General features: G+C 46.7%; 22 protein-coding genes. 1 reads left to right on the forward strand and 21 read right to left on the reverse strand.

What is annotated here, in order from left to right; all coding sequences use genetic code 11:
• Window positions 1–176: 176 nt before the first annotated feature.
• Window positions 177–3,302, forward strand: a complete 3,126-nt coding sequence (ileS, locus tag A7sIIA15_RS04225; RefSeq protein ID WP_095685931.1) for an isoleucine--tRNA ligase — start codon at window positions 177–179, stop codon at window positions 3,300–3,302.
• On the opposite strand, the gene A7sIIA15_RS04230 is transcribed toward ileS, so the two are convergent.
• The 21 genes from A7sIIA15_RS04230 to A7sIIA15_RS04330 all read right to left on the reverse strand — a co-directional run bounded on the left by A7sIIA15_RS04230 (window position 3,277) and on the right by A7sIIA15_RS04330 (window position 25,216).
• A complete protein-coding gene (locus tag A7sIIA15_RS04230; RefSeq protein WP_223298227.1) occupies window positions 3,277–3,558 on the reverse strand; it encodes a YggT family protein in 282 nt (93 codons plus the stop codon). The two genes, ileS and A7sIIA15_RS04230, sit on opposite strands and share 26 nt — an antisense overlap.
• Before the next feature lie 5 nt (window positions 3,559–3,563).
• Entirely contained in the window at window positions 3,564–4,040 is a 477-nt protein-coding gene (locus A7sIIA15_RS04235) for a cell division protein SepF (RefSeq protein WP_095685932.1), read from the reverse strand.
• 21 nt (window positions 4,041–4,061) lie between these two features.
• The gene (locus tag A7sIIA15_RS04240; protein WP_223298228.1) at window positions 4,062–4,730 is read right to left on the reverse strand and encodes a YggS family pyridoxal phosphate-dependent enzyme; all 669 of its coding nucleotides are present in this window, start codon (window positions 4,728–4,730) and stop codon (window positions 4,062–4,064) included.
• Window positions 4,721–5,380 carry a peptidoglycan editing factor PgeF gene (gene pgeF, locus A7sIIA15_RS04245; RefSeq protein WP_095685933.1) on the reverse strand — a complete coding sequence of 220 codons (660 nt, stop codon included), beginning with the start codon at window positions 5,378–5,380 and terminating at the stop codon, window positions 4,721–4,723. Before pgeF ends, A7sIIA15_RS04240 begins: the two co-directional genes overlap by 10 nt.
• Before the next feature lie 6 nt (window positions 5,381–5,386).
• The gene (gene ftsZ / locus A7sIIA15_RS04250; RefSeq protein WP_095685934.1) at window positions 5,387–6,520 is read right to left on the reverse strand and encodes a cell division protein FtsZ; all 1,134 of its coding nucleotides are present in this window, start codon (window positions 6,518–6,520) and stop codon (window positions 5,387–5,389) included.
• A gap of 134 nt (window positions 6,521–6,654) precedes the next feature.
• Window positions 6,655–7,296, reverse strand: a complete 642-nt coding sequence (locus tag A7sIIA15_RS04255; RefSeq protein ID WP_095685935.1) for a cell division protein FtsQ/DivIB — start codon at window positions 7,294–7,296, stop codon at window positions 6,655–6,657.
• Window positions 7,297–8,685: a UDP-N-acetylmuramate--L-alanine ligase gene (gene murC / locus A7sIIA15_RS04260; protein ID WP_223298229.1), complete on the reverse strand. Its 1,389-nt coding sequence runs from the start codon at window positions 8,683–8,685 to the stop codon at window positions 7,297–7,299. It lies immediately after the preceding gene.
• Window positions 8,682–9,761: a UDP-N-acetylglucosamine--N-acetylmuramyl-(pentapeptide) pyrophosphoryl-undecaprenol N-acetylglucosamine transferase gene (locus A7sIIA15_RS04265; RefSeq protein ID WP_095685936.1), complete on the reverse strand. Its 1,080-nt coding sequence runs from the start codon at window positions 9,759–9,761 to the stop codon at window positions 8,682–8,684. The genes murC and A7sIIA15_RS04265 overlap by 4 nt, the downstream gene beginning before the upstream one ends.
• Window positions 9,749–10,924: a putative lipid II flippase FtsW gene (gene ftsW / locus A7sIIA15_RS04270; protein ID WP_095685937.1), complete on the reverse strand. Its 1,176-nt coding sequence runs from the start codon at window positions 10,922–10,924 to the stop codon at window positions 9,749–9,751. The genes A7sIIA15_RS04265 and ftsW overlap by 13 nt, the downstream gene beginning before the upstream one ends.
• A complete protein-coding gene (murD, locus tag A7sIIA15_RS04275; protein WP_095685938.1) occupies window positions 10,921–12,288 on the reverse strand; it encodes a UDP-N-acetylmuramoyl-L-alanine--D-glutamate ligase in 1,368 nt (455 codons plus the stop codon). Before murD ends, ftsW begins: the two co-directional genes overlap by 4 nt.
• A 5-nt stretch (window positions 12,289–12,293) precedes the next feature.
• The gene (mraY, locus tag A7sIIA15_RS04280) at window positions 12,294–13,358 is read right to left on the reverse strand and encodes a phospho-N-acetylmuramoyl-pentapeptide-transferase (protein WP_095685939.1); all 1,065 of its coding nucleotides are present in this window, start codon (window positions 13,356–13,358) and stop codon (window positions 12,294–12,296) included.
• The gene (locus A7sIIA15_RS04285) at window positions 13,355–14,731 is read right to left on the reverse strand and encodes a UDP-N-acetylmuramoyl-tripeptide--D-alanyl-D-alanine ligase (RefSeq protein WP_095685940.1); all 1,377 of its coding nucleotides are present in this window, start codon (window positions 14,729–14,731) and stop codon (window positions 13,355–13,357) included. The genes mraY and A7sIIA15_RS04285 overlap by 4 nt, the downstream gene beginning before the upstream one ends.
• Window positions 14,728–16,218 (reverse strand): UDP-N-acetylmuramoyl-L-alanyl-D-glutamate--2,6-diaminopimelate ligase, encoded by a 1,491-nt coding sequence (locus A7sIIA15_RS04290; RefSeq protein ID WP_095685941.1) that lies wholly within the window; start codon window positions 16,216–16,218, stop codon window positions 14,728–14,730. Before A7sIIA15_RS04290 ends, A7sIIA15_RS04285 begins: the two co-directional genes overlap by 4 nt.
• Window positions 16,199–17,998: a peptidoglycan D,D-transpeptidase FtsI family protein gene (locus A7sIIA15_RS04295; protein WP_095685942.1), complete on the reverse strand. Its 1,800-nt coding sequence runs from the start codon at window positions 17,996–17,998 to the stop codon at window positions 16,199–16,201. Before A7sIIA15_RS04295 ends, A7sIIA15_RS04290 begins: the two co-directional genes overlap by 20 nt.
• Complete coding sequence (gene ftsL, locus A7sIIA15_RS04300; protein ID WP_095685943.1) at window positions 17,991–18,398, reverse strand: cell division protein FtsL; 408 nt, start codon at window positions 18,396–18,398, stop codon at window positions 17,991–17,993. The genes A7sIIA15_RS04295 and ftsL overlap by 8 nt, the downstream gene beginning before the upstream one ends.
• On the reverse strand, window positions 18,398–19,351 hold the full coding sequence (gene rsmH / locus A7sIIA15_RS04305) for a 16S rRNA (cytosine(1402)-N(4))-methyltransferase RsmH (protein WP_095685944.1): 954 nt from the start codon (window positions 19,349–19,351) through the stop codon (window positions 18,398–18,400). Before rsmH ends, ftsL begins: the two co-directional genes overlap by 1 nt.
• A 162-nt stretch (window positions 19,352–19,513) precedes the next feature.
• Window positions 19,514–19,945, reverse strand: coding sequence for a division/cell wall cluster transcriptional repressor MraZ (gene mraZ, locus A7sIIA15_RS04310; protein WP_029636811.1), 432 nt, complete (start codon window positions 19,943–19,945; stop codon window positions 19,514–19,516).
• Between the two features lie 189 nt (window positions 19,946–20,134).
• Window positions 20,135–20,485, reverse strand: a complete 351-nt coding sequence (locus tag A7sIIA15_RS04315) for a DUF3040 domain-containing protein (RefSeq protein ID WP_095685945.1) — start codon at window positions 20,483–20,485, stop codon at window positions 20,135–20,137.
• A gap of 44 nt (window positions 20,486–20,529) precedes the next feature.
• Window positions 20,530–21,720 (reverse strand): DNA polymerase IV, encoded by a 1,191-nt coding sequence (gene dinB, locus A7sIIA15_RS04320; protein WP_095685946.1) that lies wholly within the window; start codon window positions 21,718–21,720, stop codon window positions 20,530–20,532.
• Complete coding sequence (locus A7sIIA15_RS04325; RefSeq protein WP_095685947.1) at window positions 21,717–24,944, reverse strand: DNA polymerase III subunit alpha; 3,228 nt, start codon at window positions 24,942–24,944, stop codon at window positions 21,717–21,719. The genes dinB and A7sIIA15_RS04325 overlap by 4 nt, the downstream gene beginning before the upstream one ends.
• Complete coding sequence (locus A7sIIA15_RS04330; protein WP_095685948.1) at window positions 24,941–25,216, reverse strand: DUF6504 family protein; 276 nt, start codon at window positions 25,214–25,216, stop codon at window positions 24,941–24,943. Before A7sIIA15_RS04330 ends, A7sIIA15_RS04325 begins: the two co-directional genes overlap by 4 nt.
• Between the last annotated feature and the right edge of the window lie 94 nt (window positions 25,217–25,310).

Consider the following 25,310-nt stretch of genomic DNA (forward strand, 5'->3'; position numbering starts at 1 on the left):
TTGACGGGGCCATCACCTCACGAGCTTGCTAGAAGAAATGGTGCAAACCATCTAGAACTAGCCGCGGATAGAAAAGTGAAGTGGCGTGAGTTTCACGCAAGGCGGGTGGTACCGCGAGATCTGCGCCAGCAGGTCACGTCCCTCCAGAGTTCTTTCCTACTCGTGGAGGATTTTTTATGTCGTTTCGCGCAATTCCAGCAGCAGTTGATCTGCCTGCCGTCGAGCACGAGATTTTAAAGTTCTGGCGCGATAACGAGATTTTTGAAAAAACTCTTGCGGCCCGTGAAGGTGCACCTGCATGGATGTTTTATGAAGGTCCGCCAACTGCAAATGGAATGCCTGGCGCTCACCATATTGAAGCGCGTGTATTTAAAGATGTATTCCCCCGCTTTCACACAATGAAGGGAAAACATGTAATCCGCAAAGCTGGTTGGGATTGCCATGGTTTGCCCGTTGAAATTGCTGTTGAAAAAGAGTTGGGCTTTGCCGGTAAAGGCGATATCGAAAAATATGGAATCGCAGCTTTTAATGACAAGTGCCGTGAGTCAGTCCAACGCCATGTTGGTGCATTTGCCGACATGACACATCGCATGGGCTTCTGGGTTGATTTCGATGAGGCGTATTGGACTATGTCACCTGAATATGTGGAGAGTGTGTGGTGGTCTCTCAAAGAGATCTGGAAAAAGGGATTACTCGTTCAAGATCATCGCGTTGCACCATATTGCCCGCGCTGTGGAACTGGACTCTCTGACCATGAATTGGCACAGGGATATGAAACTGTCACAGATCCTTCGGTCTATGTTCGTTTTCCAATTACATCAGGTGATTTAGTAGCACTCAACGCCAGTTTCCTAGTGTGGACCACGACGCCATGGACCTTAGTTTCAAACACTGCAATCGCAGTGCATCCAGAAGTGGATTATGTAGCTGTTGAAGTTACTGTCGATGAAGCCAGTGAAGTTCTAGTCGTTGCCGAGGCCCTACTGGAGAGCGTTAAGGGCGAGAAGAAGATTCTCAAGAAAATGCTTGGAAAAGAGCTAGAGCGCACAACGTATAAGCGCCCCTTTGATTTTGTAGAGATTCCTGATGCGCATTACGTTGTTCTTGCAACGTATGTGACAACTGAAGATGGAACTGGACTCGTTCACCAATCTCCAGCATTTGGCGCCGATGACTTAGCGGTCTGCCGTGCATATGGATTGCCTGTTGTTAATCCCATCGCACCTGATGGACACTTCTTAAAGGAAGTAGACGTTGTTGGCGGAATCTTCTTTAAAGAGGCAGATAAGTTATTAGTCAAAGAGTTAAAGGCCCGTGGTGTTCTCTATAAGCATCAACCATATGAGCACACCTATCCGCACTGCTGGCGCTGTCACACACCTTTGATGTATTACGCACAACCATCCTGGTATATCCGCACCACGTCAATTAAGGATGCTCTGCTTCGCGAAAACGCAGCTACTGATTGGCACCCAGAGACAATTAAAGAGGGGCGCTATGGCGATTGGCTCAACAACAACATCGACTGGGCACTTTCACGTAATCGTTATTGGGGTACTCCCCTTCCTATTTGGCGCTGTGAAAACAAGCACGAAATCTGTGTTGATTCACTAGCCGAGTTAGGCGCACTTGCTGGGCAAGAGCTCTCAAATCTTGATCCTCACCGCCCATTTGTTGATGACATTACTTTTGCTTGCGCTGATTGTGATTCCACGATGGTGCGTGTTCCAGAAGTTATCGATTGTTGGTATGACTCTGGAGCCATGCCATTTGCCCAATGGGGATATCCGCACAAGGAAGGCTCTGTTGAAAAGTTTAAAGAGTCATATCCTGCTGACTTTATTTGTGAAGCTATCGATCAAACACGTGGCTGGTTCTACACACTCATGACTATTGGCACTTTGGTCTTTGATAAATCCTCATATAAGACAGTGCTCTGCTTAGGACACATCTTGGATAAAGATGGTCGCAAGATGAGTAAGCACGTGGGTAACGTCCTAGAACCAATGGCCCTTATGGATCAACATGGCGCAGATGCTGTTCGCTGGTACATGTTGGCTGCAGGCTCACCTTGGGCTGCGCGCCGTGTTGGCCATGATGCAATCAATGAAGTTGTTCGAAAGACACTGCTTACTTATTGGAACACCGTTTCTTTCCACGCCCTTTATGCCAATGCTTCTAACTTTGATTTAAGCCAGCGCACAAAGATTGCAGATCGACCACTCATGGATCGCTGGATTATCTCTGAACTCAATCTCTTGATTGAGGAAGTAGATGTCGCACTCAGTGATTTTGATTCACAGGTTGCAGGTCGTGCACTAGCAAGGTTTATTGATGATCTTTCAAACTGGTATGTGCGCCGTTCACGACGCAGGTTCTGGGATGGAGATGTCAGCGCCCTTTCTACTCTTCACGAGTGCCTAGTAACTCTGACTCAACTTCTCTCTCCTATGGTTCCCTTTATTACAGAACAAGTCTGGCAAGAGTTGGTAATCCCTGCCGATTCTTCTGCAGTTGCTTCAGTTCACCTTTCTAACTTCCCAGTTGCAGATGCAGCAGTCATTGATCGCGAACTTGGAAAGCAAGTTGCACTCACCCGTCGCATCGTTGAACTGGGTCGTGCATCTCGCGCTGAATCTGGCATCAAGATTCGTCAACCTTTGGGCCGTGCCCTGATTGCTGCAAGTGGTTGGGCATCTTTGCCTGAACAAATGCGTGAGCAGATTGCAGATGAGCTCAACGTTATTGATCTCCAAGACATCGCTAGCGCCGATGGAGATTTAGTAGATATCTCCATTAAAGCTAACTTCAAATCACTAGGTGCAAAATTTGGTGGCGCAGTCCAAGAGATTGCTAAGGCAATTGCGGCCAGTGATGCAACTGCCCTTGTGAAAACTCTGCGTTCCTCTGGCACAACCCAGCTAGGTAGTTGGGAAATCGCTCTGGACGATCTGGTTATTACAGAAGTTCCAAAGTCCGGCTGGATGGTGGCCTCTCATGAGGGTGAAAGCGTGGCACTTGATCTAGAGCTCACCCCAGCACTTATTGCTGCTGGGCATGTGCGCGAAGTTATTCGCTTTATTCAAGAGCGCAGAAAGAGTGATGGTTTTGAAATCTCAGATCGCATTAATGTGAAGTTCAATGCAACTGCCCAAATTGCTGCAGCCATTGCCAGCGATGAAGCTCATATTAAGGATGAAGTACTAGCACTCTCCATGGTTCAAGACTCTTCACTTACAGTTGAAGATAATGAACTTGGTATTGCAGTCACACTTACTAAAGCGAGCGAACTAACCCCATAAGTAATTGCACTCCGAAGAAGAGAACAATAAAAGATAAATCTAGGCTCACTGCTCCAAGGCGAAGTGGCGGGATGTAGCGTCCGACAAATGCCATTGGCTTATCTGTGATGCTATAAACAAGTTCCACTAGCAGCAGACCAATACCTTTAGGTCGCCAGTTGCGTGCAAACATACGGACATAATCCAGGATTAAACGAGCTAGTAAAGCAAAGAGAAATAACTGCAGGACGTTAGCAAGTAACGCTCCGATACTCACTGAGATCAGCTCTGATTAAAGAAGCTTGCTTGAGCTGCAGCTGACTTGTCTTCAACATCGATTGAAACATTAGCTGGAGACAAAAGGAAAACCTTCTTTGTCACTCGCTCAATTGTTCCGTGCAAACCAAATGCAAGTCCACTTGCAAAGTCAACTAAGCGCTTGTGCTCTGACTCATCCATGTCTGTCAAATTAATGATGACTGGATTGCCTAAACGAAAGTGCTCACCGATTGTGCGGGCCTCGTTATAAAAACGTGGGTGCAATGTGACGATGCGATCTAGGACTGGTAAATCTAATTGCGGTGCAACTTCTACAGAAGAGGTTGTCACAACTGAAGAGACCGGACGTGGTGAGCGCGGTTTGATTCGCACATCACTTGATGTCGTTGCTGGAGCAGTTGAAGTTGCAATTGGTGTATCGAATTCTGGGTCGTCCATCAAACCTAAGTAGTTCGCGACGCGCTTGAGTGCATTAGCCATAGGTAAACGGTACCTGTAGCCCTAGCGCGAACCCAGGATTTGGATACCTATCCGAATATGTGTCGCACCATGGGCAATGGCCTCTTTAAAGTCCCCACTCATGCCAGCAGATAATTTATTTGCCTTTGGAAAATCGGCCATAAAAGCCTTATGTATCGCTGATAATTTTGAAAATGCAGTTGCAGGATCAACACCTAAAGGAGCAACGGCCATCAGACCTTGAAGTCTGTGGGTCGGCGATTTCTCTATCTCCTTGGCCAGTTCATAGAGCTTTTGCTCACTTACTCCCCCGCGCCCCTCTGAACCATCCAGTGAAACCTGACAGAAGATATCGAGAGCATGCGCAGCGCTTTTCTCAATCACTTCAAAATGTCGAATCTCATCCAAAGAATGAATCACATTGGCCCAAGAAGTAATTGATTTCAACTTATTACTCTGTATCTGGCCTTGAAAATGCCACGTTCCCGAGATTGCAACCGCCTTTGGCGCTGCATCTGAATCTCTATTTTCACCAAAATCACTCACACCTAGGTCCTTCAAAATCTCAACATCACTTGCTGGAAAAGTCTTAGTCACTGCAATAAGTGTTATCTCATCGACTGACCTGCCCGCACTTTCAGCAGCCTTTGATATCTGCTCACGAACTGCCTCTAAGTTGCCTGCAATCTCACTTCTGCGATCTATAGCCACACCACACCTGCATTTCTTCCCGTGATGTTATGGCGGCGATAGGAGAAATACTCATCATTTTCCAAAGTACAGATTGTTGAAGCTTCATAGGTAACACCGATTGCTACTAAATCTGCAATCAAAGCTCTCGGTAAATCCAACGCCGGGGTTAAGTTGTTAGTCAGAGATGATGCCGCAGGATGCTTAGCAACTACTTCATCGGCTAACTCTTGTGGAACTTCATAACACCGCCCGCAAATAGATGGACCTAACTGGGCATGAATTTGATCTGCACCTAGTGTTCGCATCGCATCGACAGCTTTAACCGCCACTGAATTCATGAGCCCACGCCTGCCAACGTGGACTGCGCCAACAACTGTTGATGATGAGAGCAAAAGCGGAATGCAGTCAGCAACCATCACCGCTAAGGCAATTCCTGGCTCACGTGTAATCAAGGCATCACAGGTTGGGTCATCACCAATACTCTTTACTTCAACAACTTCATCACGATGGACTTGATTCATAAACTGAATAGGTCCAGTAATTTTCGATAGAAGTTCGCGATTACGTGCAACAGTCTCAGCACAATCACCCACATGTTGAGCTAAGTTCAATGACTCATAGGGCGCAAGGCTTGCGCCATTGCGCCTAGTAGTAAAAACGCTAGGCAATTGCCCTTACTTCATGAAGTCTGGAACGTCGATCTCATCCTCGGCGACGAGTTCTTCAAAAGTAACTCGGCGGCGTGGAGTTGATTCAGAATCTAAATCCAAAGCAACTGAGATTGGGTCATTGCTTGGAATTGGATTAGCAACCCCGCCCAAAGTCGCAGCATCAATAACTGGAGTCACAACCTTGCGCGGTTCCCCACCTTCAAAGCCAGCTGCAACAACAGTGATACGAACTTCATCACCTAGAGCATCATCAATTGTTGTTCCGAAGATGAACTTGGCATTTGGGTGAACAGCAGATTGAACTAACTCACAGGCCTCATTGACTTCAAAGAGACCAAGATCAGATCCCCCAGAAACTGAAAGCAAGACTCCCATAGCACCATCAATGGATGCTTCAAGAAGTGGTGAAGAAATAGCTAACTCAGCAGCACGTAGTGCGCGATTTTCTCCCCGTGCAGAACCAATTCCCATTAACGCAGAACCTGCTCCGGACATAACTGCTTTCACATCTGCAAAGTCAAGATTGATTAATCCAGGCTGAGTGATGATCTCTGTAATTCCTTGAACACCAGAGAGTAGAACTTGGTCTGCACTCTTAAAGGCATCTGCCAAAGTAATGGTGCGATCTGAAATCGCAAGAAGGCGATCATTTGGAATAACAATTAAAGTATCAACTTCTGCGCGAAGTGCTTCGATGCCAACATCTGCTTGAGCTGAACGAAGTTTTGCTTCAAATGAGAATGGGCGTGTAACAACACCAATAGTTAGTGCACCAATATCTTTAGCAATCTTTGCAACGACAGGTGCTGCGCCAGTTCCAGTTCCGCCACCTTCTCCTGCGGTAACAAAAACCATATCTGCACCGCGCAAAATTTCTTCAATGTCATCTGCGTGATCAAGTGCTGCTTCGCGTCCCTTATCTGGATCCATACCTGCGCCAAGACCACGTGTTGTTTTTCTACCAATATCTAATTTCACATCTGCATCACTCATTAATAAATGTTGTGCATCTGTGTTAATTGCAATGAACTCAACACCTTTGAGTCCAACATCAATCATGCGATTGATTGCATTTACTCCACCGCCACCAATACCAACAACCTTGATGACTGCCAAATAATTCTGCGGTGAAGCCACTTGTATCCTCCTTGGGAACCATAAACCTCTACTTGAGCCTTATAATTCAACGTTTTCTATAAGGCGAACGTAAAGTGCGCAAGGCTCTTAATCAAACACCGACATGATTTATTTATTGTGTCGTTTAAAAAACTTTATTTAACGATTGGTGCATGTGGTGCAGAGAGATCCATCCTCTTTAACTTTGCATTTTCTGGTTGTTCCAATAAAGCCTTATAAACCTTTGCTTTTAACTCATTCTCTGTTGCAAATCCCCAACGAACTTCGACCTTTCGGCCCTGCACATCAACGTCCATGACATAAGCCCCTGTGCTTCGAACCTTAAGAATCTTTAGATTCGACCTAATCTCCTCCGGTAATGATTTCATGAACTCCACGGCCGCCACGGCAATTTCAACTGAGCCAGCCTGAATCTGTGGCAAAGCGGCTGGCAGCTGGCCCTTAACTACAAAAGCTTTTCCTGAATCATCTATCGCTTGATTTTTGAAGATGGCAACTGGGGTTCTTGATGTAATAGAAATCGTAACTTTGCCTGAAATCCAATTTCTACTCACTTGTGCATCTTGCACAAATGCAAACTTTTCATAGGTCGCTGCAACTGCCCGCGGTTCCACTCGTGCCAGCTTCTCTCCGACCTTAATACTTTGAGGCAATCTTTGATCTGTCCCCGTTACTTCAACAGAGCTGACCGTGAAAAGAGTTGACCAACCCAAGGCATAGGAGGCAGCTCCTACAAAGATCGCGGTAGCAAGTGCTATGAGGCGTTTGTTTTTCATTTATCCGAAACGACGGCTCAGACCGTCAACGATGATGGGTGCCAAAGAACTGACATCTCCTGCGCCAAGAGTGATGATCACATCTTGTGGCTCTGCTGAATCAATAACTGAATCTGTGACCTCAATGAAATTAGGTATGTACTCCCCATGGCTCATTGCATCTGTAATCAAACGGGATGTAACACCGGCAATTGGTTTTTCACTTGCTGCATAGACCTCTAGAACAATCGCTCGATCTGCCATATCGAGCACTTTGGCAAACTGGGATGAAAAAGCTTTAGTTCGTGAATAGCGATGTGGTTGGAAGATAACGATTAAGCGTCCATCACCTGCAAAGCGACGTGCAGCTTTTAATGTCACATCAATCTCTGTTGGGTGATGTCCATAATCATCTATAACTCGGATTCCATGCACTGTTCCCTTGAGTTCAAAGCGTCGTCCTGTGCCCCTAAAGACAGCCAATCCCGTGAGTAATTCAGGGGCAGCAAAACCAAGATTTAATCCTGTTGCAAGTACCGCAGCGGCATTAAGTAAGTTGTGATGGCCTGGTACTTGAAGTTCAATGAAACCAACGACTTTACCCCGCCAAATTGCACGGGCGCGTGAGCCCATTGCCTCTAACTCAATGGAATCTAATCTCAAATCGCACTCTTCGCCAACTCCATAAGAAATCAACGCACACGTTGTAATAGTTGAGGCCAAGGCCTTAGCGCCTTCATCATCTGCGCAGTATGTAAGGAAGCCTTCAGCCTTAATAGTTGCAGCAAAATCTTTAAAGGCTTGGGCGACGTCGGCTGGAGTTGCAAAGAAGTCAACATGATCATGTTCAACATTTGTCACTATTGCGGCATATGGATGATATTCAATAAATGAGCCATCAGATTCATCGGCTTCTGCAACAAAGATTTCACCTGTTCCGCGGTGAGCGTTAGAGCCAGAAGCAGTAATTGTTCCGCCTATTGCAAAAGATGGATCAGCTCCACATGCCTGTAATGCAACAGCCATCATCGAAGATGTTGTGGTCTTGCCATGGGTGCCTGCCACAGCAATACTCTTTGATTCAGACATCAATATTGAAAGTGCGGCAGCGCGTGTAAGAGTCATAAGTTTTAACTCTTGGGCTCGCATAAGTTCTGCGTTAGAAGTTGAAATCGCAGTTGAGTAAACAACTAAATCAGCACCATCCACATTAGCGGCGGCATGCGTTGTTGAAATAGTTGCACCGAGTGCCTGCAGAGCTTTAACCACTGATGAATCTTTAGCATCTGAACCACTGACAGTGATTCCGTGAGAGAGTGAAATACGAGCCAAACCGCTCATACCTGCGCCACCAATGCCAATAAAGTGAACGCGCTTGCCAATCAGAGATTGCAACGTTGGCTTATTCATCGAGCCTCCAGTGCATGCTGGCCTAAAGCTGCGATTTTTAGAGCTGCATCTGCATCTAGCGTTGATCCCTCAAGGGGTGCTGAGTTACTTGAAGCAAGTAGGGCATCAATATGAGTGTGCAAATAGCTGGTTGTGAATTCCTTTTGATCAATAACTTCAGCTCGCCCATCTGCGACTAAACCACGTGCATTGTGGAACTGTTCTCCGTTTCCAATTGGCAGTGGCACAAAAAGAGCGTAACGGCCAAGGGCCCTAAATTCAGCGCAAGTCACTGCCCCACTGCGCGCAATAATCAGGTCAGCAGCTAAATAGGCATCAGCCATCTGGTCCACATATGCCACTGGGCGATAGAGATCAGTAGCTGGTGGCAACACATTTGCACGACCCACTGAATGCATCACGGCAATACCTTTGGTTGAAAACATCGGCACGCCTTGCTCTATCACTTTATTTATTGCAACCGATCCTTGTGATCCGCCCATGACGAAAACCAAAGGTGTAGCAGGACTAAAACCCAAACGAATCTTTGCCTCTGCTCTGGCTTTGTGCCAATCAGCTCCAGCGCTCTTGAGCGCAGCGGCAACATCACTTCGAAGTGGTAAGCCCGTAATCAAAGCTTTACTAAACATGCCTGCGTTAACTCCATGAGCAACTGCTAGATAAGGGGTGAAGAGTGCGCCTAGTCGATTTGCCCATCCAGGCTTTGCATTGGCCTCATGAATAATCGTTGGAACGCCGAGAATGCGAGCTGCGATATAGGCAGGTGCACTGACATAACCACCAAAGCCAATGAGTAAATCTGCACCTTTCAAGAGCGAATGGCAGGCCTTTACTGATGCAACTAAGTCAAAGGGAATATTCAACCAAGAAGGCGAAGGCTTTCTTGAAATTCTAACCTTTGGAATATTGCTAACGCTAAAGCCTGCAGCAGGAATCAAAGTATTTTCTAAACCTTGCGCAGTTCCTAAAAAGCTAATTTCATCTTTTGGATTAGCGCTTTGCCACACACGTGCCACAGCCAGCGCTGGTTCAATGTGGCCTGCGGTGCCCCCGCCAGCAAGAACTATCGAAGCCATTTAGGTATTCCTGTTTTTTCCAGTTCTCTATAAATTGCTGGATCTCTACGGGCCGCACCAATAACAAATGCAATTCCCATATACGTAGCAATCAACGCCGAACCTCCATAGGAAAGTAGTGGCAAAGTTACACCCACCACTGGAAGAACGCTGACTGCAGAGCCGATGTTGAGCACAGTTTGAACACCTATCCAGCACCCAATGCCTGAACAGACATAGCGCACCATGGGATCTTGGGTTCGCAATGCAATTTTAAATATAGAAAACAAAAGTGTTGAAAGCATTAACAAAGTTGCGATAGTTCCAAACAGACCTAACTCTTCACCGATGACAGAGAAAATAAAGTCGGTATGGGCTTCAGGAAGATTTCCCCACTTTTGGCGACTAGCTCCAAGTCCCACACCAAATAAGCCACCACTAGCTAGGCCTAAAAGGCTGTGAGCAGGCTGCCAACCCACTGATTTGTATTGATCTTCAGCAAATGGATTGAGAAAAACCGAGAATCGAGCAACGCGATAAGGAGCCGAAATAATCAATGCTGCAATACCCAAAAATCCCACTGCTGAAATCGCTGCAAATAGTTTGAGGTGGACTCCAGAAACCCAGAGCATTCCTGCCAAAACAAAGGCAAATACTGAAGCTGTTCCTAGATCTTTTCCAAGTAGAACTAAAAAGATACAAAGTAAGAATGCTGGAGCAATCAGTTTAAGAACATTAGCTTGAATGTCTCCAGCGCTCTCTCGTTTAGCCAAAATTGAGCCCGCCCACAAGATCATTAAGAACTTGGCGATTTCACTGGGTTGAACATCAGCAAAGCCAAGTGATATCCAGTTGTTATTACCATTCACACTTTTGCCCACACCAGGCAATTGCACGACAGCAAGTAATCCTACTGAAGCTAGAACACCAAAGCGGGCAAAGAATTTCCATCTAGCTAATGAAAAGCGAGAGAGCACCCATGCCATAGGAAGTGCTAGAACTAAGAATATGAGTTGGCGAAAGAGAATTGCCCACGTTGCGCCCTTGTTTTCAAGAGAGTAAATAGAGGAGGCAGAAAAAACCATGATGAGTCCAAAAATGCTCAAGGCCATCGTGCTGCCAACTAACATGTAATAGAGATTGATGGGGCGTGAGAAAAGCGTGCTTCGCTTTTGTACTTTCATTTGCTCACAACCTTCTTCACTGCCGCAGCAAAGCGATCACCGCGATCGGCATAGGAAACGAATTGATCCATAGAGGCACATGCCGGTGCTAGTAAAACCGTATCCCCTGATTGAGCAAAGCCTTGGGCCGCACTCACTACTTTTTCCATTAACTCCTGCGATGAATTACCATCGATTAGAACACGTGGAACATCTGGGCAGAACTTGATAAGTGCAGCTTCAATGAGAGCTCTATCGGTGCCAATGAGAATGGCAGCTTTAATTCGCTTGGCAGTGCGCTCTACTAACTCTTCCATCGCTGCACCTTTAGCCAATCCCCCAGCAATCCAAATCACTGACTCATGTGAAAGTAGTGATGCAGTCGCCGCATGCGGATTTGTGGCTTTGGAATCATCGACCCAGTTGATTGAATCAGCTGTATGCACTGTTTCAATACGGTGGCGCCCCGGTCTAAAGGCCTTGATTGCACTTCGAATATCTTCATGAGAAACACCAACGGTTCTGGCAAGAGCAGCAGCGGCCAAAGTATTGGAAACATTATGTGGGATTGTTGGTTTTACTTCAGCTAACTCAGCAAACATAGATGCTTCTTGTGGATCTTGAACAAATGCACGATCAACCAGTAGTTCTTCCACCAAGCCAATCTCACCTGGTGCTGGAGTCTCTAAGCTATAAAAGACTTTGCGGCCCTGCCAATGGCTTGAGCGCTTAAGAATTTCACCATCACTTGCATTTAAAACCGCAGTTGTTGCACGATCAAGGATTGTCAGTTTGGCTTTAGCGTAAGCATCAAAGCTTCCATGCCAGTCAATGTGGTCATCGGCAATATTGAGGATTGCACATGCCACAAATTGAGCCTGCTTAGACCAGTGAAGTTGAAAAGAGGAAAGCTCAAGAACTAGTACATCAAAAGCATCACTGCGATCAACGACTTCAATAACAGTTTCACCAACATTGCCACAGGCCGTTGCCTTGAGCCCACCACTTTTTAGCATTGCTGCAACCATTTCAACTGTGGTGGTCTTTCCATTGGTGCCAGTTAATGCCAGCCACTTTTGCCCTGGTGCAATCTCGCTCTTAATCTGCCACGCCAAATCAACTTCATTGAGAAGTGTTAGACCTGCCGACATTGCTGCAACCACCAATGGGTGATCTTGTCGCCAGCCTGGTGAAACGACTACTGAATCAAAATCCTTAATTACTACATTCTTAGCATCAATAACTGTGTGTTCTGATTTAGCAGCTGGGTTTTCATCAGCGATGCTTACAGCAGCACCTCTTTTCACAAGTGATCGGGCAACAGCATTTCCCGTAACACCTGCGCCAAGAATAAGAATTCTCTGGCCATCAAAAGAGAGTGGCATGGTTATTACTTAGCTACCCACTGTGCATAGAACAGACCCAAACCGCCTGCAACGCACAGTCCAGCAATAATCCAGAAACGAATAACAACAGTTATCTCAGCCCAACCCTTTAACTCAAAGTGATGATGTAGCGGTGCCATACGAAAAACACGCTTGCCGCCACTGAGCTTGAAGTAAAGAGTCTGAATCACTACTGACATTGTGACAATAACAAATAGGCCGCCAAGTGGAATCAAAAGCAGTTCCACTCGAAGCGTTGTTGCAAAGCCTGCAATAGCTGCTCCAAGGGCTAGTGATCCAGTGTCTCCCATAATGATTTTGGCAGGTGCGGTGTTCCACCAAAGAAAACCTGTGCAACCTCCAGCAAATGCGGCAGCTAGAACAGCTAGGTCAAGTGGATCTCGAACTTGGTAACAGTTAGCTGTTGTGATCGCATCGATTGAGCAACTTTGACCAAACTCCCATACACCGATTAATACAAAAGCTAGGAAAGTCATGATGGTTGCACCTGTTGCTAAACCATCTAGACCATCAGTCAAATTCACACCATTACTTGCCGACATCACCATCAGGATTACAAAGGCGATAACTAGTCCAGTACCTAGGTAGATTGAAGTTTCTTTAACCGTTGAAAGATATTGCGAAATTGGAGTGAGTTTGTATTGATCAGCAAACTGCAGACCTGCATAACCAAAGACACCAGCAAGTGATGCCTGGGCTAGAAGTTTGTAGCGTCCCTTAAGGCCACGAGAGTTTTGACGTGAAACTTTGAGCCAATCATCAAGAAATCCAACAAAACCTAAACCAACAACTAAGCCAATAACTAATAAGGCCGAAGCCGTTGTAGGGGTACCTGAAATAAGGTGAGCCATGAGATAACCAAAAATTGCTGCAAGGATAAAAATGATGCCGCCCATTGTTGGCGTGCCATGCTTTGTTTTATGTGTTGATGGTCCATCGTCTCGAATGATCTGACCGTAACCACGTGCTGCAAGAATTCGAATGAGAACCTTTGTGCCAAAGAGGGCAAAGGCGAGAGCGAAAGCTCCTGCGATAAGGATCTGTCTCATGAATCGACTCCACTCTTTTCTTTCCAGGCACGTTCTAGTGATTCTGCGAGAACTTCAAAACCTTGCGAACGAGATGCTTTCACTAGAACAACATCACCAGGTGCGAAGTAGTCCACTAAATCAAGAGCTGACTCAATCGTTGGGCGTTGGTGAATCACCATTGCGCCAACAGGTTCTCCATATTCAGGAGCATTGATTTCAACTAGATGATCAATTCCTAATTCAACCGCAAGGGCCCCAATTGCAGCGCTCTGTGGTGCCTGTGTCTGGCCAAGTTCATTCATCTTTCCAACAAAAGCCCATGCAGAACCCCCACGTTCTTGGGCAAAGAGAACAAGTGCGCGCATTGCAGCACTCATCGATTCTGGGTTGGCGTTATAGGCATCATTTATAATGAGTAAATCAGCGCTTTCATGGAGTTCCATGCGCCACTTACTCGATATTTCAGCTGTAGATAAAGAACTAGCAATCAACTCCAACGGCAGTGCTAACGCAGTTCCCACTGCAGCAACTGCAAGTGCATTTGCTACCTGATGGGCTCCCACTGCGCGCATTCCCACGGCATCTCTTCCAGCTGGTGTTACTAGATCAAAGTGTGGTCGTCCTTCGCGCATTTCAATATCGGCAGCGCGCACCTGAATATCTGCTTTTTCACCAAAGAGAATTACTTGGCCTTGATGCTGAGATGCCATCTTAGGTGTGAACTCATCATATGTTCCTAGGATTGCAATCCCGTCTTTATCAAGTGATGCAATCAGCTCACCTTTTGTCTGTGCAATTACTTCACGAGATCCAAACTCACCAATGTGAGCAGTTCCAACGGTGAGAACAACACCAATGTTAGGTTTTGCAATCTCACACAAACGAGCAATATCACCCATATGTCGCGCACCCATTTCAAGGATACAAAAACGAGTGCGATCATCACATTGCAGCAAAGTGATAGGTAGACCTAAGTCATTGTTAAATGATCCAGCAGGAGCAACGGTTGGACCCACTGCGCCCAACATGTGAGTCAACAAATCTTTTGTACTGGTCTTTCCTTGAGAACCAGTAATACCAATGACCACTAGTTTGTCTAAGCGCTTTCTAACAAAAGCTGCCAGGATAGATAGAGCCTCCAGAACATCTTTCACAACAATGCATGGGCCATCAATGCGCTGTGATGTAAGGGAGAACATCGCACCGTTTCGATAAGCATCGGCTGCAAATTCATGTCCATCAGCGTTCTCACCTTTAAGGGCTAAAAAGAAACATCCAGGTGTTGCTAAACGTGAATCAAATACCGGTGCCTTTGAAATCAGTAAATCCCTATCGCACAACAGCTCTCCGCCAACTAATAGGGCGATCTCACCTGCAGTTAAAGTGATCATTTCTTATCTTCAATCGCTTTAGCTAATTCAATGCGATCATCAAATTCATGTACTTTTCCATTAATCTCTTGGCCTTTTTCGTGGCCCTTGCCCAAAACCATCACAACATCGCCGGCTTGGGCCAGATTGACCGCTGCACGAATAGCTTGGGCTCTATCAACGATTACTTCACTAGGTGGCACCACATCTATATCTAAAACCATCTGAACCAGAATCTCTTCAGCTTTCTCAGAACGTGGATTATCACTGGTGTAGATAGCAATGTCAGCGCCTTCATGGAGTGCTTGACCCATCAAGGTGCGCTTTGTTTTATCTCTATCTCCCCCGCAACCGAGCACGGCAATTACTTTTCCATCACTTATCTCAGCTGCAGCTTCCAATACTCGCTTTACAGCATCTGGTGAGTGGGCATAATCAACGAGTGCTGTGAAGTTTTGTCCAAGGCGCACAGCCTCTAATCGCCCAGCAGCGCCGGTGAGTGTTGGCAAGATTGCAGCGATATCAATGGGATCAATTCCACTTTCAACTGCAATGGCAACTGCCATCAAAAGATTGTCATAATTAAATCCGCCATGCAAAGCAGTCTTACCTTCAATAAGAATTCCGCCGCTTCCGCGGATGGAGACTGACGCACCAACATAATCAGAGGCAATCGATGCATAGTGCCACGTGGCGCTTGTATCTAATCGAGACAAAGTAACCACAGGGAGTTCTGTTTGTGCCGCTAGACGCTTTCCATAAGGGTCATCAAGATTGATAACTGCTAAGTCTGCATATTCAAAGGTAAACAGTTTGGCCTTTGCCGCAAAGTAATCTTCCATATCTTTATGAAAATCTAAGTGGTCTTGCGAAAGATTGGTAAATCCGACAACAGCAAAGTGGCTTCCACGAATGCGCTCTAGCGTTATTGCATGGCTTGAAACTTCCATAATCAGATTGCGCATGTGGCGCTCACGCATCACTGCAGAAAGCGCCTGCAAATCAGAGCTTTCAGGGGTAGTGCGCTTACTAGCAATGCTCTCAACGCCAATGCGAGTTTCAACGGTTCCGATTAACCCGCTATCTCTGCCAGCTGCGGTCATGATTTGATGGAGCAAGGTTGTTACAGTGGTTTTGCCATTAGTTCCTGTAACACCAACGCTATAGAGATCTCGCATTGGTTCTGAGTAAAACCAAGCACTGGCTATTCCAGCAGCTCTGCGAGGATTTGTGGAAACAAGAACTGGAACACCTTTTATCTCTTTAGCACCGATGGCATCAGTAAGAACTGCAACTGCTCCACGTGAAATGGCATCGGAGGCAAATTGCGCCCCATGGACCTTTTCACCAGGCAGAGCGATAAAGAGATCTCCCGGTAAAACTGAATCACTAGCTTGGGAAATTCCGCTGACTTCAATACTTTCTAGCTCTTTAAAAGTTGAATCAGCCCCAACTATGGCGCATAGCGCAGAGAGTTTTTTCTGATGGCTAGTTATTGGCCGTTGCATCCTGGGCCTTCTTTGCAGCTAACGCTTTTTTATCCAAAGGAATTGGTTCAAATGCTGTGCCAGTCGGTGCAATATGGCGAGACTGTAAAACAAATGACATTACTTTCTTAAATACTGGCCCACCTAGAACGCCGCCCCAGTGCATTCCTTTTGGATCTTGAATTGTTACGCTGATTACATAGGCAGGATTATCTGCTGGTGCAAAGCCGATAAATGAAGCGGTGTATCCGCGGTAGCAACCGCATGTGTCATCAATGCGCTGTGCTGTACCAGTCTTACCTGCCACGCGATAACCAGGAATCGCTGCACTTGGAGCAGTTCCATTTCCAGAAACAACACTCTCCATCATCAAACGCATGACCTTTGCAGTCTCTGAACTAACAACCCGCTGACTTGTGCGCCCTGGTGCTGGCGTGAAGTTTCCACTTGCATCTCGAGTTCCTGCAATCACAGTGGGTGAAACTCGAACACCATCATTTGCAATCGTTGCAAAAATACTTGTTGCTTGCATGGCAGTCAGTGAATAGCCCTGACCAAATGCCATCGTTGGCGCAGAAGTTCCTGACCAATCGGCTACCTTTGGAAGAATTCCGCGGGATTCACCAGGTAGACCTGAACCTGTTTTTGTACCCACGCCGAATTTAGTTAAGTACTCATAGAACTTGTCGTTAGATATGAGTTCACCAATTTGAATTGATCCCGTATTACTTGAAACAGCCAACACCCCAGCAGTTGTTAAGTATTGTGTTGGATGCTTATCGTGATCATGGAAAACCTTTGTTGAGCGCTTGAGTGCATATGGCACTGTAATAACTGTCTCGGGAGTTACTTTTTTCTCTTCAATAGCTGCAGCCAAAGTCATAACTTTGCCCGTTGAACCTGGTTCATAGACATCTTGAACTGATGGGTTGCGCATCGCAACTAACGCCACTTTTGACGTGTTATTAGGATTAAAAGTTGGCGCAGTGGCATGGGCCAAAATTTCACCAGTCTTTGGATCCATCACAATGACAGTTCCACTGAGGGCATTTGAAGATTTAACGGCATCAGAGATAGCTTGGGATGCAACCCATTGAATATCTCGGTCCACAGTTAAGCGAACAGTTGTGCCAGTTTGTGCTGGAATGATTTCAGATTGAGAACCTGGGATTTCTGCCCCATATCCATTAGCAAATGAATACTTGCCATCAATTCCTGAAATCGTTGAATTCATACTTGATTCAAGTCCGGTTGCACCTTTGCCATCACGATTAACAAAGCCCACTAAAGAGGCGATTAATGAACCAGATGGATACTCACGGATGTAGCCGCGCTCGGGGAAGAAACCAATAATTCGATCTGGACTCATTGCTGGATACTGAGAGTTAAATTCTGAGATTGATTTAGTGAGTTTCTGCCATAGCGCTGGCTTGGCATTTTGATAGACCATATTCCATTTGCGCTCACCAGTGATGCTGGCTTGAACTTGGGCAACCGGTAAATCAAGAATCGGTGCAATGAAGTTAGCCACTCGTGCTGGGTTTGTAATCTGAGTTTGATCAACCACGATGCTGGTTGCAGCAACGCTTCTGGCAAATGCGATTCCATTGATATCGGTGATTTCACCGCGTGGAGCAGGTAGAGATTTAGTATTTTCCATTTCATTCACAGCACGCATGCGGTAATCCCCCGCCTGCACTGCCTGCACCTGAACTAGGCGCAAACCAAATACGAACATTGCTAATGCCAATAAAAAGATTAGCGCTCTAATTCGGTTATGAGCTAATGAAAAGTTACCCATTGTCCACACTCTCTGCTGGTTTTACTGGTGGATTAAGGCTCAAGAACGTTGGGGTTTCAGATGGCTTCATGCCTAAGGCAGTTGCTGCCTTAGCCAAGTTCTCAGGTGCTGCGATTGCATCAATCTGACGATTGACCGCTTCACGTTGATCACTAACCATCTTTGCCTCAAGCTTTAAATGACTAAGCGTGAATGCATCTTGTGCAAGCAATGTATTGATGAAGAGAAGGAACATCAATGCAAGGATGCCTACGACAGATACAAACTTGGCAAAATACTTACGATTTTCTTGTGTCTGCTCTGAAACATCAGGAACTAGTTTGAGTGCAACTTCTGCAGTCTTAGTTGCGATGATTTCACGTGAGCGCGTGATTGCTGGAGCAAACGCAGTCATTGCCATTATGCAGCCACCCTTTCAATTGCACGCAGACGAACAGATGCTGAGCGCGGGTTTTCATTGAGTTCTTCATCTGTTGCAACTTCGCTGCCACGAATAACAAGTGAGAACTTGGCAGCAAATTCAGGTAGATCAAATGGCAGACCACGTGGAGTGCCAGAGGTTGTCGATGCGACAAATAACTCTTTAACGATGCGATCTTCAAGGGATTGAAATGACATCACGACTAAGCGAGCACCAATATCGAGTAACCCCATAGCTGCAGGCAGAGCGCGAGTAATCGCACCGAGTTCATCATTGGTTTCAATGCGAAGTGCTTGGAATGTGCGCTTGGCAGGGTTTCCACCTGTGCGACGCGTTGCCGCTGGAATCGCCTCTTTAATCAGATCAGCTAACTGAGAAGTTGAGTTAAGCGGTGCAACGGCACGGGCTTTAACAATTCTCTCCACCACTCTGGTTGCAAACTTTTCTTCGCCATATGTGCGCAAAATCTTTACTAACTGGCCTGGCTCATATGAGTTAACAATCTCGGCAGCAGTTAATGATTGGCTGCGATCCATACGCATATCTAGAGGTGCATCTTGTGAGTAGGAAAAGCCTCGCTCACTTTGATCTAGCTGCATAGATGAAACCCCAAGATCAAAAAGAGCACCATCTATTTTTGTAAATCCGTGGGATGCAACAACATCGGCAATCTGATCAAAGGTTGCATGAGATGTGCGAAGACGATCGGAAAATGGAGCAAGACGACTAGTTGCACTAGCCAGAGCATCGGCATCACGATCAATACCGATAACAGTTAAGTGAGGAAACTTGGTAAGAAGGGCTTCTGTATGACCACCTGCGCCAAGAGTTGCATCAACTACAACTGGATGAGCGTTAGCTTGAATTGCTGGGGTCAGTAAATCAATGCAACGATCTAGCATCACAGATACGTGTGCAAAGTTGTTATTCACTCTCTCCCCCTTTCAACTCATCCGTAAGTTTTTTCTTTTCTTGCGCTTTACTGCAGTGCTCTCATCTCTGGTCACCGCCGGCCGACGGATCTGTTTTATATCGGCGCCGGGGAAGGGGCGCCGTTATTTTCGAAGGGTCGGCGGTGGCCACAAATGAGAGAGTTAGAACAGGCCTGGGAATACCTCCTCTGAAACATCAGCAAATCCCTTTTCGCGATCTGCTAGATATTCATTCCAAGAAGTTGCATCCCAAATTTCAACGCGAGTATTTGCACCAATAACAACGCAATCTTTTTCAAGTCCTGCATATGTGCGAAGTCCTTGAGGAATAGTTACGCGACCTTGACGATCAGGAATTTCATCGTGTGCACCTGCAAACATCACACGCATGTAATCGCGAGCTGATTTTGCAGTGACTGGCGCTTGTTTTAGCGTCTCTGTAATAACTGAAAACTCTGCTGATGGAAAAACATAAAGACAACGTTCTTGTCCTTTAGTAATTACTAAACCTGAAGAGAGTTCTTCGCGAAATTTCGCGGGCAAAATTAAACGGCCCTTGTCATCAAGGCGTGGCTCGTGGGTGCCAAGAAACATTTTTAGCGCCCCCTTCCCCAGGTTCGCTGCGCTTACTTACCGCGCTTAATCCCCCACTTTACTCCACTTTCCTCCTTTTTCAACCACCTTTCGCCACTATTTACCCTTATCCGCCCCACCCCTCCCCACCTGTTTTTGGGCATGAAAAAAGGGCCCCTCAGGAGCCCTTGAATGAAGAGAAGCGCTTACTTAGTCAGTAGCACCGTTATTGCGCTCATCCCAGCGTTGTTCAAGGCGAGCGCTGATCGTTGATGAGCCCTTGCGCTTTGGCATAGATGGACGCCCGATAGATGAGATAGCTGTAATGACCCCGCCTAGGGCGATGATGAAGCCCAATACTCCCACAGGAGTTGTCTTTGAAATCAGACCAGTAAAGAGGACCAGAATTCCAAGGCCAACGAGTCCAAGGCCTAGCAGAATGCGGTTTTTGCCAAGGGGCTTAACCTCACCCGATAGGGCTGAAACTAGACGTGGATCCTCCGTCATTAGCGCAGCTTCCATCTCCTGGAGCATTCGCTTCTCATGATCAGATAAGGCCATGGCTCAACAATAGAACACCTCTGGGCTTTGTGGCTACTTAAAAGCTAATCCTCATCATCTTCACTGGCACTTATCAGCCGGGCAGGACGCACAGAACCCTTACCAAAGCGTGCTCGGGCTTGATCTATAGCCCCTTCGGCTTGGCGCCAGCCAACTTCGCGCTCGCCCAGCATCATTTGGTGCGGTGCTCCCTCACTTAAGTTCTCTAAAGAGACCCCAACAAGGCGCAATCGGGCCCGCTCAATGCGAAGTGCTTGATAGAGCCCCTTCACAACCTCATAGACATCATGGGTGCTATCAATTGGCAGCGGCAAAGTCTTACTTCGATTAATCGTTGAGAAATCAGCAAAGCGCACTTTGATACTTATTGTCTTTGCAAATAAATCACGATCGCGCAATCTGGCAGTTGCTCTCTCAGTTAATCTCAAAAACTCAGTCAAGATCTCTTCTGGATTATCTAGATCCTGCGCGAAAGTCTCTGCTGCACTGATACTGCGATCAGGCTCTTCCGGTGTGACATCACGGTAATCGCGGCCCCATGCAAGTTCATATAAAGATGCACCATTTGCTTCACCCAGTGCTCTGATCAGTGTGGCCCGCGGCAGCTTTGCAATATCTTCAATCGTTCGAAGTCCTAATCGCTCTAGAACTTCTGCAGTCTTTGGTCCCACTCCCCACATCGCTTGAATAGGTAGTGGATGTAAGAAGGTGAGAATGCGATCTGAAGTTATCTCTAACATTCCATTAGGTTTGCAGTTGGCCGATGCTAACTTGGCAATGAACTTAGATGGTGCGATTCCAACTGAGCAGGTAATGCCCTCTTGCTCCTCTACTTTCTTGCGAATAGCAACTGCAATTTCACGCCCTGTGCCAAGTAGTTTTTGTGAACCGGTCACATCCAAAAAAGCCTCATCAAGTGATATTGGTTCCACCCACGGCGTGAAACTATGGAAGATCTCCATGACATGTTCTGATACTTCTTGATAGCGGGCCATATCAACAGGTAAAAAGATTGCATGCGGTGCTAATCGGCGAGCACGGCCCACTGGCATTGCTGAGTGAATACCGAATTTGCGTGCTTCATAGTTTGCAGCAGAGACAACACCGCGTGCTCCCATGCCAATAACAACGGCCTTTCCCTTTAACTCTGGGTTATCGCGCTCTGCCACGGAGGCAAAAAATGCATCCATATCAACATGAAGAATGGTGGCCTGGGTGGCGATTTCCTCACTCATATTGCCAGCGTACTTTCTTTTGTGCGCCAAGATTCATAGGCCGCGCGTAAATCCCATGCACCCGTTGCCCGAAGTGAAATACCGCGGGCCCCCGTGCGCCGGGTAATGCCACGAATGAGTAGCAGGGATGAGGAATAGAGGGTGCTGGCAAAGTCGGTCTGGGCATCGCTAAAGAAAGTTGAATCACTGCATCCATATCCATCATCCAGGCTTACAAAGATGACGCGCTTTCCACTTCGCACCGGCGGGGTTTGCATCGCAACTTTTATCCCCGCCACTAATACTGAAGAGCGCGAACGCTGAGCTAGTAAATCACAGGAGCGCACGGCGCCAATAGAGTTAAGGAAATCGCTATAGAAGCTCACTAAGTGCTCAGACATATCAATACCTAATCGCGCTATCTCATGTTGAACTATTTCAGCAGGGCTCATATCAGGTAGTCCACTGCTAATTAACACAGGGGGCGCAAAAGCTAAATTCATCTGCGCTCCTGTTACCCCAGCGTTAGGTGATTTTTGCAGATCAGAGAAATGTAAGAGCAAATCACGGCGGTTAACATCGCTATGCAAGCGATCAAAGGCACCAGTCAAGATTGCACTTTCTGTAACAGGGGCGCTACATCCAGAGCGGCGAACAAAATCAGTTAAATCTATATAAGGCCGCCCGGCGATAATCGATGCAACTTCCCCATCACTAATCTTTGTAATTGTGGAGAGTGCAATACGAACTGCACTGCCATTTTCTTCCACCCGATACACCGAATCAGATTCATTGATATCAAGGGGTGCAACCTTTAACCCCATCTGTCGCACTTCATCAACGATTAAACGCCTTGGATACATCCCAGGATCATGTGTGAGCACACCAGCTAAAAACGCTGCTGGGTAATGAGTTTTAAGCCAGGCTGATTGATAAGTGGGCAGGGCAAAAGCTGCAGCATGTGCCTTACAAAAACCAAAGGATGCAAAGGCGCGCAGAACTTCCCAAATCTCATGAACGATAGGTAGTTCATAGCCCTTGGCCGTTGCTGCAGGAAAGAACCAATCGCAGACTTCTTGTTGTCCATCCCTATCTCCCAGCGCCCGCCGCTTTTCATCAGCGCTAGCTAGTGAGACCCCTGTCATCGTTGCAATGATTTCAATGACTTGCTCATGAAAAACAACAACACCTTCGGTATCGCGCAAAATCTCATAGAGATCTGGGTGAATGATTTGGGCTTTAGCCCAGCCATGACGGGCCTTTAAAAAGGGCGTAATCATGTCGGATTTCACTGGCCCTGGTCGAAAGAGTGAGATATCAATAATCAAATCAGTAAATGTTTTAGGCTCTAACTTTCCAACAAGTTCGCGCTGGCCCGGAGATTCAATTTGAAACAAACCTAAAGTATTAGTGGATTGGATTAAGGCATAAGTATCAGCATCATCTAAGGGCACGGCATCGATATCAACGTTGAGATTTTCCGTGCGCTCTATCTCAGTTAAGGCATAAGAAATAGCCGACTGCATCCTCACACCCAAGACATCGAGTTTTAATAGACCAATAGCTTCAACATCATCTTTATCAAAGACCACCATGGGATAGCCGCTGGCATTAGAAAGAAGTGGCGTTCGATCAAGTAAGCCGCCATCAGATAAAACAATGGCGCATGGGTGCATCGATAAATGCCGTGGCAAACCATCAAGGCGCTCAGCTAGTGCAATTGTCATTGCAGTTAATGGCGCAGAGATATTAAGAGAGCGCAGCTCAGGTAAGTTCTCTAGGGTCTTTGAGATATTACGTGCTCTCACATGCGGCATCGACTTTGCCAACATATCAATCTCCATGCCTGGCAGGCCAAGGGCGGCTCCTGCATCTCGTATTGCATGGCGAGCACGGTATGTATCAACCATGGCAACAGTTGCACATCGAGATTGATTGCCCGGCACATCCCAATCAGTATTGCCATAGCGTTTAAAAACCATGTCATAGATTTCAAGTCGCCTATGTGATTCAACATCTATATCGATATCGGGCAAAGCTCTGCGCAGCGGTGAACAAAAGCGCTCCATCAATAGACCATGTTGCAAGGGATCAACGCCTGAGATTCCAAGTAAGTGACAGATTAAGGAACCGGCGCCACTTCCCCGTGCAGCAACTCGAACACCGGCACCACGTGCCATGTCACAGATATCGGCAACAGTTAAAAAATATGATTCAAAGCCAAGGGTTGCAACTGTTGATAGTTCATCATCAAGGCGTGTGCGAGCTTTTTTAATCATCGCACTATCGCTATAGCGCCAGTTGATTGCAGCTTCACTGCGAGTGCGCAGCAATACACGCATCTCATGGGCTGAATCTGCCCCCACCACATGGGCTTCAGGTAGATGCGCACCGCCTAAACCAATATCTCGCTGAGGAGATAACAAAGAGCGCTCTGCCCATGCACGCGTTGTTGCTAGTAACTGGCGTGGTGTTCGCTCTCCTGCAGCCCGTGCAATTTCACCGGCCAATAAAATCATTTCATCACTTGATTTTAAAAAGCCTTCAGCATTTTGTCGCTCGATATGGCGCGGATGCAACGGCACTAGCTGGCGAGCACAATCTAAAACATCTGCCACAGGGCCATCGGCCCTATCGCGCATACGAACTGCGTTAGTAATGAGGGCATCAATATCGTGATCACGGGCGAAAATTAAGGACTTTGCTGCATGGGATGTGGAGCGCGGACCTTTACCAGCCACCAGATGTGAAACACATTCAATGGCGTTATCTGCAAATAAATCACGGGTTTGGTTAAAGGCGGTGAAAGCTGCATCAATACGGTTATCGGTAATAAGTGAGCCCACTAATGAGTGCGGTCCATGCAGGGCATAGACGTTAGTGCTGTAATGGCTAAAGCGTTGTAGGAAATCAAGAGTCAGCACAGGGTTGCGGCTATCACTTGTCATTGCAAGAGAAGTCAGCAACCTACAGAGCGAGCGCCATCCCCCATCACTATGAGCCAAAAGAGTCAGGCGATTATTACTGCCTCCCATATCAACTGCCAGATTGACTCCAATAATTGGAGCGATACCGAAATCAACACAGCTTTGCGCAAAGCGAATAGCACCGGCTAAACCATCACGATCAGTTAACGCCAGCGCCGGCATCTCAAAGGCAGCAGCGCGCTCTACTAAATCAGCTGGCTGTGTTGTGCCGTATTTGAGTGAATAAGCACTGGCAACGTTTAAGTGAATAAAGCTCATACGTTACGGATAATCCATTGACCGCTAACTTCATCGCGCTCTAATTCAAATGTTGTCAGCGCCCCAATAGGTGCTGCCTCCACGCGCCACAGCGCACGTGCTTGATCATCAGGCCTGTACTTGCCATCGCTAATGCGATTCCACCAACCGCCTGCTTCACACCATCTAGATAAGACTGCATGAATGCGAAAGCGCCGACCCTTGAAAGTAAATTCGATAGGCGTTGTTGCACCATCGATCGTGACATCGTGGGCGGGATTGACCTGCATCATGGGCTGAGGGGCCTTTCTGAGTATTCGAACAGATGTTCGAAAAATAGACCCCTGGACTGACAAATAGCAAGCGGGTGAGCGTGTCGTGGCTCTG

Source organism: Candidatus Planktophila vernalis (assembly GCF_002288185.1).
Lineage (GTDB): Bacteria > Actinomycetota > Actinomycetes > Nanopelagicales > Nanopelagicaceae > Planktophila > Planktophila vernalis.